The following is an 11,991-nucleotide window of genomic DNA, read 5'->3' on the forward strand; positions in this document are numbered from 1 at the left end:
AGTTCTCCCGCTTTCAAGGGACATCTTTAAATATCCATAAAGATAATCCATTTCCAGTCGGTAACAACCAGGCATGGAATATTGATAACCAAACCAATAAAGAGAGATATGATATGCTTTCATCGATGTTGAGTACAGTCAGCAGCACCATGAGTGCGACTGCAGCAGCCAGTGCAACCAGCACATTGAGCGCCACCAGCTCCATGAGCACCACCTCTGCGGTAAGCACCTTTGCCACAGTAGGTGTCGCCGATATCAGCGTTGTGAGCGTCCTGTGCCTCATCGCTCTCCTGAGTGCCTCGGAGATATTATCTGCCTCATCCTACTGGCACAGGCGCCTCTCTACGCTGCTTAACATCTCAATCGCTCCCATGGTCATAACCTTCTTCTTAATTGTAGGCTATAAGGTTATGGAGGTCATCGGCGGCTAGAAGGACCTGGCCGTTGCTGATTGCCTCCTCCATGATAACTTCTATTGTGTTTTTATAAATCAAGACTGTATTTTTTTCTTTATATCATCCTTTTATATCGTCCCTTTTACATCTTCCCTTTTACATCTTCCCTTTTACATCTTCCCTTTTACATCTTCCCTTTTATATCTTTTCTCTTCTATATTTTTTCTCTTTCATATCATTTCTCTTTTACATCATTTCTCTTTTACATCTTTTTTTCCTGATAAAACTCAAATGGTCAAACGTGCCCTAGCCTCTTCAGGGCATAAGCATAAAAAAGAAACAGGAATAGAGGTCCGATGATCAAATAGGGCAGCATCTCCTGCTTGAGGGGAGCGATGAGGAAGAGAGATATATTGGTGATCCCGTGGGCCAGGGCGATTATGGGAAGACTCTTTGAGAACCAGAATAGAATCCCAAAGGCCAGGCCGGCTATAGTCACATAGAATAGCTCCAGAGGCAGGCGGTAGCCACTATGCATGAAACCGAATATCAGACTGGTCAGCAGCAGCCCTGACACAAGGCCGATCCTCTCCTGGAGCACCGTCTGCAAGGCCGATCGGAAGACGAACTCCTCCACCACCCCCACGAATATGATCATGGTCAGGACTAAGATGAGAATGTCCTGGAGATCATTCTCCACTGTCAGCATCTGGGGCTTGAGAACCAGATACTCCCCCCACCCCAGGACCAACCCCAGGGATACGGATAGGGGCAGATAATACCAGAACCTCTCAAAGGTCAAACCCGCCTCCTCTCTGGTTATGAATTTCTCCTTCAGTATCAGATAGATGGGAATGAACATGGGCGCATAGACCAGAACATAGGAGTAGAGGGTCAGATGGAAGAAGACGGGCATCGCGACATTCAATAGCCGGAATAAAGGCAAGAGCATGAGGGCGGGGTAGGTGCGGTTTCTAATGAATATCGATGATAGGCTGAGGAAGATCAGGTTCAATGCATGAATGTACATTGCTGCCTCAGAGTGGCCGAAGAAGATCAGAAGTTCGGCTGACATTATTAAAAATACGGGAAATATCAGGTCCAGATAATATCTCTCTGCGTTCTCAAGCTTCATGTGATTGGCCAATGATTGCCTAAAAGATTTAAGATATTCCCTCGGATCGGTTCGATGCAGCCACGTGAGGTGGCCCTCCTTCTGCCTGGTCCTGAGGGGGATGAAATGCGAAGGATGTAAATAATTTGCAGCCTGAAAGGATAGCATGACTCTTGTCTCCCTCTCTTTTGAGGTCCATCAGCCAATCCGCTTGAGGAAGAACTTCTTCTGGGACGGCTACCTGAACCGGCAGGTGGTACCTGATTTATCGGCATACTACTTCGATGAGCCAGAGAACCGGAGGATCTTCGACCGGGTATCTGACAAATGCTACCTGCCCGCCAACCAGGCCATCCTGGAGGGGATAAAAAAGCTCAAGGAGACGGACAGGCCCTTCAAGGTGGCCTACAGCTTCTCAGGGGTATTCCTGGAGGAATGTCAAAGGTACCGTCCGGATGTCCTCGACTCCTTCTCCGGCCTGGTGGAGACGGGAATGGTAGAGGTGATGGAGCAGACCTACTATCACAGCCTGGCCAGCCTTTATGATGATCCCGGAGAGTTCATCGAGCAGATCAAGATGCATCGGGAGCTGATCTGGGATATTTTCGCCCTGCGGCCCACGACCTTTGAGAACACTGAGCTGATCTACAGCGATCAGATCGCTGAAATAGCAGACCGGATGGGCTATAAAGCCATATTCACAGAGGGGGTGGTTGCAGATCCCAATTATGTCTACCGCCCGCCAAACACCAGCATCAGCCTCCTTTTGCGAAACTACCAGCTCACCGATGATATCGGCTTTCGCTTCTCCTCTCACAACTGGGAGGAGTACCCCCTCACTGCAGACAAGTACGCCTACTGGCTGTCAGCAGTCAGGGGCAGATGCATAAACATCTTCTGCGACTACGAGACCTTCGGCGAGCACCAGTGGACAGATACCGGGATCTTCGAATTCCTTCGCGCCCTGCCCGAGCAGATTCTCCGCCACGAGAGCCTTCAGTTCGCCAAGCCCAGCGAGATAGCCAGACTCATTCCACCGGAGAGGGAGATCTCAGTAGAGAGGCATGTCTCCTGGGCGGATCTGGAGAGGGACACCAGTTGCTGGCTGGGGAATGCCCTTCAGCATGCCTGTTTCATCTATCAAAAGAGGTTGGAGGCCCCGGCTAAAGAGAGCAGAGATCCCGATCTTTTGGCCATCTGGAGGATGCTCGGGCTCTCCGATCACCTCTACTATATCTTCACCCATGGAGGGGGGCCGGGCGAGGTGCACAGCTACTTCAGCCCCTATAGCTCTCCCTATGATGCTGCAGTCACCTACTTTGCCGTCTTATGCGACCTGCATGGCCGCCTGAGCAGGAAGACCCATCTGGCCGACTCTCCCTTCCGTTTTGCCACCGGGATAGACCAGTTCACCGGCGAGTTCGCCTGGACGCTGATGGGCCTGGAGGCCATCTTGGGCCAGATCCCCCTCCCCTCCCTGGAATACCATAACGTCAAGGGCGATTATGTCCTCTGGGCGGAGACCAGCCTGGGCGACAGAGCTCTGGCGGAGAGGCTGGCCGGGATGCAGAAGCTCAAAGGGAGAAGGCTGAGAGAAGGCCTTATCCAGGCGGTGGCAGCTTCGCTGGCCGGGGAGGGTGATGGAAGATGACTGCAGGATCAGATCGACCCTTCCGGCCAGCGGACTACTCTCAGGGCACCTCGCGGGAGTGGCTGGTGGCCAATGGTCTGGGCAGCTATGCCTCCTCGACAGCCAACTGCAGCAACAGCAGAGCCTATCACGGTCTTTTGGTGGCGGCCACCGATCCGCCTGCCGGGCGCAGGCTGCTGCTCTCCAGCCTGGACGAGGAGCTGGGCGAGTACCGTCTGAGCAATCATCAGTATCCGGGGGCGATCTATCCTCAGGGCTTCACTCACCTGCGGGAGTTTGCCACTGATCCCTTCCCCAGGTTCTGCTATCAGATGGGCCAGACGACTCTGGAGAAGACTGTCTCCATGGCCAGAAATGAGAACAGCACAATCGTCAGCTACAGGGTCAGGAAGTACTCAGGGCGGCTGTGCATCGTTCCTCTGATCCACGATCGCAGCTTCCATGCCTCAAGCGAGCTTCCCCCTATGCATCAGGAGGCCTGGGAGAATGGAACGGCAATCGTCTCCCAGACCCGCTTTTTCATCTTCTCTGACCTGGCCCGCTATATCCCCCAGGAGAGCGTCTACTACAATTTCGAGTACGAAGAGGAGCGTCGCCGGGGCCTGGGCTGGAAGGAGAACCTCCTCTCCCCCGGTCGTTTCGAGATAGATGTGGCTGGAGAGGCCGAGTTCGCCATCATCGCCTCCACCTGGAGGAGAGAGATGCCCGATTGGAGGGGGGATCTGGATAGGGAGAGGGAGCGCTTGAGGTCATTGAAGGCGCCCGTGCCCTCTCTCGCCCGGGCGGCAGACAGCTTCCTGGTGAAGAGGGGCAATGCTCTGAGCCTCATCGCCGGCTACCACTGGTTTGATGACTGGGGAAGGGATGCCATGATCGCCCTCCCCGGCCTTCTCCTCACCACCGGCCGATTCGAGGAGGCAAAGCAGGTCCTCAGATCCTTTGCCAGGGAGATGAAGGACGGGGTATTGCCCAACGACCTTGGGGCCCGGTCCTATAACACCGTCGACGCCTCTTTGTGGTTTATCCAGGCAGTGGGCAGATACTATGATGCAACAGAAGATCTGGAGTTTCTGGCCGAGCTGTGGCCGGGGCTCTTAGAGGTGGTTGAGAGGTACTCCCAGCCGGGCGAGGACTTCGGAGCAGACGAGGACGGCCTGATCATCTCCGGTCCGGCCCTCACCTGGATGGATGCCAGGGTGGAAACGAGGCCTGTCACCCCCAGGAGGGGGAAGTGCTGCGAGATAAATGCCCTCTGGTACTCCGCCCTGAGGAGGATGGAGTGCTTTGCCCAGGCTCTGAGGGTGCCCCTGGATCCGGGGATTGCTCAGCTTGCAAAGAGAGTTCAGAGCAGCTACCCCCGGTTCTGGAACAGCGAGAACGGCTGTCTTTTCGATGTTATAGATCATGAGGACGCCTCCATCCGCCCCAATCAGATCATTGCAGCAGCAATTCCCGATCTTCTGCCTGATGTGATGAGAAGGAGCATTCTGGAGGTGGTGGAGCGAGAGCTGCTCACCCCCTTCGGCCTGAGGACCCTCTCCCCCCGCGATCCCCGGTATGCTGGCCGGTATTCTGGAGGCCCTTCAGAGAGGGACAGCAGTTATCATCAGGGCACAGTCTGGCCCTGGCTCATCGGCCCCTATATCGATCTCCTCCTGGCGGTGAACGGCAGGACGGCCGAGGCTCTGAAGGGCGGATTGGAGGCCTTAAGGCCGCTGCTGGATCTGGCTGATGAAATGGGCACCATCCCCGAGATCTTCGATGGCGAGCTGCCCCAAAATTCAGGGGGATGCTTCTCCCAGGCCTGGTCGGTGGGGGAGCTGCTCAGGGCTTATGAGGAGCTGCAGGGTTGAACAGATATGCCTGAAGAGACATCTCCGGCGGAGACGATGAGATCTTGGCGTTTGGGATGAGGGAGCAGGCCAGCCCGGGGTAAGAAAAAGACCTATCATACATTTGAATTTTCCTGTGCCGAAAGGTGGACTACTTCATGTACTTAAAGATCTAGGATTGAAAATCTAACGAAGCGAATAATTTGAATAATAAAAAATTAGGAGAAACTTGGAAAGTACAGGATCTTATTTAAACTAACGCTTACGTTTTAATGATTGGTGATCGCTCGCCGAATAGATAACTACCTTTGCCGTTCGGTTTGAGCGCTTCTACATCAAATTTTTCGTTATCAATATTACCGTCGTGAAATATAAACGATTGAACAAGGGTGCCTTTACCAAAGACTCGAATTTCGGCGCAGGGACTTTTTTCTTTAAATAAGGTCCCCCTATCATAATCTCCAAAGTAGCAATTTTTGGTCAATAAAATTGGGTTTCCGGTCTTCAGAAGAGATTCAATCGTTGTCTCTACTTTTTTGCCTGCCACTTCAAAACTAAACAGCTTCTCAATCTCATATACAGTGCGATCTAATTCGGCTAGCAATTTCGTTTTGCAGAGTACGATATTAAATCCCGTTTTCAATTCATCTGGATATCTCAAAGAGTATGACTTAAACAGTAATGCAAGATACTCCTCATTAATTCCCAACTGCAATCCTTTATCTTTTTTTAGCTTTTCATAAAGAATGCATACATCATGGCCTTCATAACCTCTTGGAAATTGTAAATCGTAAAAAAAATAAAGGGTTTTAAGATACTTTTCAATAGTTGTGTTTGATAAGCCACTTCCCTGAACAAGCAAATTGTTTAAAAAAAGTAGTCTAGCTGCAATATAATCATTACCAGCCCATTCAAGCCACCTGAGCATCAATTCTCCTTTATCAGTCATAAATTTGAGTATAAATTTCTGATATATACATTTTTCCATATTTACGGGGAGGCGTATATATAATCAGCAAGTTACACGTATTTGATTTTGTGATAATCTCTTCTTATTTTTGGAATTTCTCATTTTCATCAGTTTTTTCATAACCTGCAATTTGCATTTGGCCAAAGCCAAAGCCCAATAAACGATATCAAGAAAGAGAAATTAGTGCGGGGGACGGGATTCGAACCCGCGAACACCTGCGTGACAGGGCCCTCAACCCTGCTCCTTTGACCTGGCTTGGAAACCCCCGCTCGAGATATCGGTTATAGACCGGCTTTGTCTTGGCCGATCCAGGGCGTTAAGATAGCTCTGTCAGCTTAGCATTCAGATCAAGAGCCCTTATCTTGATCTCATCTGCAGCCTTGGCCACAAGATCTCTGGCAGGAATCGATCCACTGCTCTCGATTGAGATCACGAAGGAATCCCGAATGGGCTTGAGATCAATTGCTGCGGCCTCACAGATGCCAATGCAGAGCTTGCACAAGGAGCATTCCAGTATATTTGTAGCTTTCGCTCTGCCCTCCTCTATTACCAGAATATTGCGGGGACAGACCTCAACACACAATCCACATCCGTCGCAGGCTTCACCGATCATTATGCTGGGCAGATTCTTGTAGCCGCACAGAGTGCCTGCATTCCACTTGGAGTGCTCTTTGCCTACTCGCTTGGTGGCATAGCCCTCCATCACCAGCTTCTCCCCCTCGCCCAACACCACCAGGGGGATCCTCTCGAAGGCCGGCCTTACACCGGGATCGGTGAACTGAATGTCCTCGGAGTAGACCATGCCGGGGCCTTCTTTGGAGATCATGAAATCCACCCGGCAGCCTGGACAGCCTGTCCCGTCGCACTGACAGTCCTCCGGCTGGGAGAGGAAATCCAGCTCCTCTGCCACCAGCGGAACCTCCCCCAACCTCAATGCTATCTGCTCATCGAAGAGGACGGAGGTGTTATCATAAAGGCTGATCTCATCTATTGCCAGTATTGGAACCTCGCTCATGCAGGTCCGGCGAATGGCATTGGCGAATGCGGCGCTAACGCCGCTGAGGAGAAACCGGATCCGGTCCTCCCTCAGCTCAATCAACTCGAACTTCAAGCTTTACACCCTTCGACCCCTCTTCCCCCCTCTGGGCTTGGTCCCGTCGTGAGGTATGGGGGTCGCATCTTCTATCCTGCCGATCCTCAGCCCTGCTCGCGCCAGGGCCCTGATGGCCGCCTGAGCGCCTGGTCCTGGAGATCTCTGCCGGTTCCCGCCGGGGGCACGCACCTTGACATGCACTCCGATGATTCCCTTGTCCTTCACAGCATCAGCGACCTGCAAGGCCATCTGCATGGCTGTATAAGGTGAGCTCTCGTCCCTGGCTGCCTTGACCACCATTCCTCCAGAGATCTTGGCCAGAGTCTCCGCTCCAGTCTGGTCGGTGATGGTGATGATTGTGTTGTTAAAGGACGAGAATATGTGGGCAATGCCCCATTTTCCTTCTGCCATTTATCCTTCCACCCTGGGTGTTCTGGATGCCCTCTCCGGATGGCCCTCATTGGCCATGGGAGAGCCCATGTAATAGTCAATACGCATCTCCTCGCCCCTGGGCACGAGGTAGCCAGGAACATCCACCCTCCTTCCTGACACCTGTATGTGGCCGTGGACGATGAACTGCCTGGCCTGCTTCAATGAGTTAGCCAGCCCCTGCCGATAGACCTGGGTCTGCAGCCTTCTCTCCAGAATGTCATTGACCTTCAAGGATAAGATGGCGTCCAGATCTCCGTCCTCTTTGAGCATTCCCAGCTTCTTGAGGCGTTTGAGGACGGCCTGAGCCTGAGGAGGCTCCTCCCCCAATGAGACTGCTGCCAGGAGCTTTCTGCTTGCCTGTCTGTACTTCTTGAGCACTGCCTGAGCCTTCCATAGCTCCCTCTTATTCCGCAGTCCGTAGGCCTTAACTACCTCCACCTCTCCTGCGATCCTCTCCGCCTGCCAGGGAGTACGTGGCCTGGCATACATCTTCCGGCTCTTGCCCGGATATCCCATCTCCTACCACCTTCTCCTTTTTATTGCTTGATGCAGCAGCTCCTTCTCTCCTTCTGCTGACGCCCACAATGGCACCCGTGCGTCCAGTGGACCTTGTCCTCTGGCCTCTCACCCGCAGGCCCCTTTCATGTCTGAGGCCCTTGTAGCTCCTCATCTTCTTCATGAGGTCAAGGTCTTCCCGGAGGGTCATATTCAGTTCTACGCCCATGATATGGATATCCTTGCCAGTCTCAATATCGCCACGCCGGTTGACCATCCAGGCGGGCAGGATATCGATGGCATCCTCCTCCACGACCTTCTTCAGCTTATCGATCTCGGCATCAGGAAGCAGGCCGAGGGTAGCTCTCGGGTCCACTCCTGCCCTCTCAGTGAAGATCTTGGCGCATCTGCGGCCCACACCCTTGATGCCCGTCAGGGCCATGTGGACCTGCCTTTTGCCGTCCAGGTCGGTATTCAAAATGCGAACTATATGCCTGAGCTCTTCATCAGAGCCCTTCTTAGGCTTCTCTTCAGCCTTCTTAGGCTTCTCTTTTCCTGCAGTTGGTCTTGCCAAATTAGTCCTCCAGGGAACTTTATTCCTCTGGATCAGCCCCGGGTCTGAGCCCGACGCCGCCCGCTTAACACATTGTGGGGCGAATCAATCCAATGAGCCAAAGTGAAGTTATGCTTCTCGTATAAAAGACTTATGAGGATCAGGCCTCTTGGATCAGGCTGCTTGGGTCAGGCTGCTTGGATCAGGTTGCTTGCGATTCCAGCTCGATCTCATTATCCTTGGCCCACTCCCTGAGCGCCTCTCTCTGCCTGGCGTTCTCATAATCATACCAGGTCTGAAGAAGGCCTCTCTCATCAAACAGGTCTTTGAGCTGTCTATATGCCCCGCGCCGGCCAAAGATCCTCCGAATAGTATTCAGATCATCAGGCAGATGCTCTTCTGCAAATTCGATAACGAGCATCTGTCCCAGGTTGAGTTCGTTCTTATGAGGGATCGGTATGAAGTGATCGCATTCGAACTCATCCTCGTCCTTTGGATCATCCCATTCGGATTGATAGTAGATCTCGCCATTATCAAGGCACAGGAATGCTCTATTCATACCGTACTCGGCCGAACATACATAAAGGAATGCATTATGAATCTCGTCGAAGGTGGTCATATCCATTCTCTGATCTTTTAAATTTGCTTATTTCCTTTTTTCCAGACCTTCCTAACTGATCTGAAGCTCGATCATCCTTTTTTTATTCCAACGGCCTTGAAGAATGTATAGCAGAAAACACCATCCTCTTCTGCTGTCCGGTATAGATCCCTTATCCCCTCATCAAACGTCTCCGATTTTATCATCCCTGACCCTATCGCCGCTTCGCGAACCCCCTCGATCATGGCAGTGAAGGTGTTCCTGGTGAAGCCCTCCACCATCTCCGGCCGGCTGGAGTCGGCATAGACCATGCGAGGAGAGACCCGGACCGATCTGAAGCCAGTTTTAGAGAGCAGGGGGTAAAGCTCTCTTCCAATCATAGCGTTTCCTCCAGACATTTTCTGCAGCTCCACCAGGGAGGCGATAGCTCTTTTAGCGGCAGTGCTATCAGGATAGAAGTATGCTAAGCCGTGGTCCCCCTCGATCACTGTGATTGTGCCCCCGGGGCGGATGAACTCCTTCAGGGCGGTGACAGCCTCTGCCGGCCGGGGGAGGTGCTCGAGGATAAAGCAGAGGAACAAGTGGTCGAAGGATTGGGCCTCAAAGGGAAGATGGAATATATCCGCCTGGAGAAGATCGACATTCTCAAGGCCTGCCTCCCTGGCCCTTCCTCTGGCCTGGAGGAGGAAGGTACGGGATATGTCCAGTGAGATGATTGATGCCCCCGGACTGTTTTGGGATAGGGTTAATGTCTGCGCCCCCACTCCGCAACCCGCCTCCAGGACCCGGCTGCCAGCAGGATAAGAGGTATCAGAGTGCAGCAGCTCGACCAGGGTGGAAGCCTGATCCTGCAGGCGTCTGCTCTCTTTGGGATCATAGCCGTGGACATATGCACTGCCCATAAAGCAGATGATATCCGAGGTTTGTATTAATCTTAGCGTTTGTATCGATCTTAGCTGTCGAGAGGCTGCATGAGGCAATAGAGTCGAGCAGAGGAGATATATCCAATATCGCGATGGAGATATATGCCGGGCAGCTTGATATTTAAACCAGGCAGCGACCAGGGATATTCCCTATCTCTTTTTGGGGGCAATGCAAAGAGGTTATAAGTATTTCATTTAATCATTTAATAATGTACATCTAATCAATTGATCAGGACAGGTGTGTTAAATGACCAAGACTGCAGTAATCATAGGCGGAGGGATTTCCGGGATATTTGTGATGAAGGATCTCCTGGAAAAGAAAACAGCGGCGAAGGAGGATCTCAAGATCGTCCTCATAAAGCGGGAGGAGAGCGGCTGGGTCTCCGTCTGCGGACTGCCCTATGCACTCCGCGGATGGTATGAGATAGAGAAGGTTGTGATCAACAAGCCTGAGTTCTTCACAGAGCAGGGAGTGGATTTCAGGACTAATACCGAGGTCGAATGGATAAATACCGATGACAAGACCTTGAAGCTGAAGGAAAAAGAGACGCTCAAATACGATTATCTGGTCATTGCCACAGGGAGAAAACCGGCCCTTCCTGAGGTTATTGAACGGTCAACTCTGAAGAACATATTCACCCTGAGCAGCATGGAAGATGCTCTTGAGATCGAGGCTGCCATCAAGTCCGGAACTGTGAAAAACGCCCTTGTTCGCGGGCGGGGGATAATTGCACTGCAGGCTGCTGCTGCGACCTCTGCCAATCATATCAAGACCACTGTCCTTGCAGGTCCTCCCTCATTGCTTCCCGGAGGCCTGGATCCTGATATGGGCGATATGCTCAAGGATTGGATGCAAAATCAGGGGATAGAGTTCATACTGGAGAAGAAGCCAATAACTGGCCTGAGAGAGGATAAAGGCACTGTCAGCTCTGTTCTCATCGGCGAGGGTGGTGAAAAGGAGATCCCTGCGGAGATGATTGTGATCGCCAAGGGGATGAGGCCGAATGTCAGACTGGCAGTGGAGGCGGGAATAGAGACAGGGCATACTGGCGGAATTATAACCGACAGCACACTGCATGTCAAAAAGAGGGGGAGCTACCTCAAAGAGGTCTATGCCTTGGGCGACTGCATCGAGGTCATAGATGGCATCACCCTCCGCCCGCGGTTGAATCAGCTGGCTTCTACATCTGTTGTCCAGGCGAATGTCATCTCAGACAATATAATCAGTGATATCGAAGGCAATCCCTGTCTGTATTCCTCTTACGATCCGTGTGTGGGGCCGGTTGTCGCCGAGATCGCGGGAATGAATTTTGGATCGGTGGGGGTGACCACAGAGGCGGCAGAACGAGCGGGCATTAAGACGATATCCGGCAAGGCAACCAAGCTGACCAAGGCCAGATACTTCCCGGGGGCCAAGCCTCTCACAATGAAGCTGATCTTTGATGCCTTCTCCATGAGGCTTATAGGGGCTCAGATGATCTCTGAGGTTCCGGTCTCAGACCGGGTAAATGAGATGGCTGTGGCCATAAGAGCCCGTGTTACAGCAGAGGATCTTGAGAGCACAGAGAGATGCTTCGACCCATCCTTATCTCTGCTCGTGGATGTGACAGTGGATGCCGCTCAGGAGGCTCTGAAAAATAAATTGATCTGTTAGCCTTCAGATCGCAGCTGGCATAAGTCGGGATGGGCAGGCTGGCTTCATCCCGCCCATAAGCTGCATATCTTTCATTTTTTCGGGGGGGGGGGGGGCGGGGCCCGGGGGGGGCGGGCGGGGGGGGGGGGCCGGGGGGGGGGCGGGGGGGGGGGCGGGGGGGGGGGGGGGCGTAGCAAAACCAGTTCAGCTTAACTTTATCTCCCTTGGGAATAAAAAGAGTTCGGGCTGATCATATCCAAGCAGCTCTTCTCTTTTTTCGCATTTCGTCTCTTCCTCTTTCT

Annotated in this window: 12 protein-coding genes and 1 tRNA gene; 4 read left to right on the forward strand and 9 right to left on the reverse strand. The window is 52.5% G+C overall.

Annotation, left to right across the window (positions count from 1 at the left end):
• The first annotated feature begins 113 nt into the window (after positions 1-113).
• Positions 114-431, forward strand: coding sequence for a hypothetical protein (locus tag IPI63_RS11820; RefSeq protein WP_292478609.1), 318 nt, complete (start codon positions 114-116; stop codon positions 429-431).
• A 259-nt stretch (positions 432-690) separates the two neighbouring features.
• Here IPI63_RS11820 and IPI63_RS11825 read toward each other — a convergent pair whose 3' ends face one another.
• A complete protein-coding gene (locus IPI63_RS11825) occupies positions 691-1,530 on the reverse strand; it encodes a CPBP family intramembrane glutamic endopeptidase (RefSeq protein ID WP_292478610.1) in 840 nt (279 codons plus the stop codon).
• A gap of 145 nt (positions 1,531-1,675) precedes the next feature.
• On the opposite strand from IPI63_RS11825, the gene IPI63_RS11830 reads away from it, so the two are divergent.
• The gene (locus IPI63_RS11830) at positions 1,676-3,160 is read left to right on the forward strand and encodes a glycoside hydrolase family 57 protein (RefSeq protein ID WP_292478612.1); all 1,485 of its coding nucleotides are present in this window, start codon (positions 1,676-1,678) and stop codon (positions 3,158-3,160) included.
• On the forward strand, positions 3,157-5,013 hold the full coding sequence (locus IPI63_RS11835) for an amylo-alpha-1,6-glucosidase (RefSeq protein WP_292478613.1): 1,857 nt from the start codon (positions 3,157-3,159) through the stop codon (positions 5,011-5,013). The genes IPI63_RS11830 and IPI63_RS11835 overlap by 4 nt, the downstream gene beginning before the upstream one ends.
• A gap of 241 nt (positions 5,014-5,254) precedes the next feature.
• Here the strand turns inward: IPI63_RS11835 and IPI63_RS11840 are convergent, their stop codons facing one another.
• From IPI63_RS11840 to IPI63_RS11875, 8 genes are all read right to left on the reverse strand, one after another.
• Complete coding sequence (locus IPI63_RS11840; protein WP_292478614.1) at positions 5,255-5,941, reverse strand: HEPN domain-containing protein; 687 nt, start codon at positions 5,939-5,941, stop codon at positions 5,255-5,257.
• Positions 5,942-6,146: 205 nt separating this feature from the next.
• A tRNA-Leu gene (locus IPI63_RS11845) sits at positions 6,147-6,231 on the reverse strand.
• A gap of 47 nt (positions 6,232-6,278) precedes the next feature.
• A complete protein-coding gene (locus IPI63_RS11850; protein WP_214080006.1) occupies positions 6,279-7,073 on the reverse strand; it encodes a DNA-directed RNA polymerase subunit D in 795 nt (264 codons plus the stop codon).
• Between the two features lie 3 nt (positions 7,074-7,076).
• A complete protein-coding gene (locus IPI63_RS11855; protein ID WP_214064782.1) occupies positions 7,077-7,466 on the reverse strand; it encodes a 30S ribosomal protein S11 in 390 nt (129 codons plus the stop codon).
• On the reverse strand, positions 7,467-8,003 hold the full coding sequence (locus IPI63_RS11860) for a 30S ribosomal protein S4 (RefSeq protein ID WP_214064783.1): 537 nt from the start codon (positions 8,001-8,003) through the stop codon (positions 7,467-7,469). It lies immediately after the preceding gene.
• Positions 7,912-8,556, reverse strand: a complete 645-nt coding sequence (locus IPI63_RS11865; protein ID WP_292478616.1) for a 30S ribosomal protein S13 — start codon at positions 8,554-8,556, stop codon at positions 7,912-7,914. Before IPI63_RS11865 ends, IPI63_RS11860 begins: the two co-directional genes overlap by 92 nt.
• Positions 8,557-8,737: 181 nt before the next feature.
• Positions 8,738-9,160 (reverse strand): UPF0158 family protein, encoded by a 423-nt coding sequence (locus IPI63_RS11870; RefSeq protein ID WP_292478617.1) that lies wholly within the window; start codon positions 9,158-9,160, stop codon positions 8,738-8,740.
• A gap of 65 nt (positions 9,161-9,225) precedes the next feature.
• A complete protein-coding gene (locus tag IPI63_RS11875) occupies positions 9,226-10,035 on the reverse strand; it encodes a class I SAM-dependent methyltransferase (RefSeq protein ID WP_292478618.1) in 810 nt (269 codons plus the stop codon).
• A gap of 268 nt (positions 10,036-10,303) precedes the next feature.
• Here IPI63_RS11875 and IPI63_RS11880 point away from each other — a divergent pair, with 268 nt between their 5' ends.
• Positions 10,304-11,710, forward strand: coding sequence for an FAD-dependent oxidoreductase (locus IPI63_RS11880; protein WP_292478620.1), 1,407 nt, complete (start codon positions 10,304-10,306; stop codon positions 11,708-11,710).
• The last annotated feature ends 281 nt before the right edge of the window (positions 11,711-11,991 follow it).

The sequence above is a fragment of the Methanothrix sp. genome (assembly GCF_016706325.1).
In the GTDB taxonomy this organism is placed as follows: domain Archaea; phylum Halobacteriota; class Methanosarcinia; order Methanotrichales; family Methanotrichaceae; genus Methanothrix.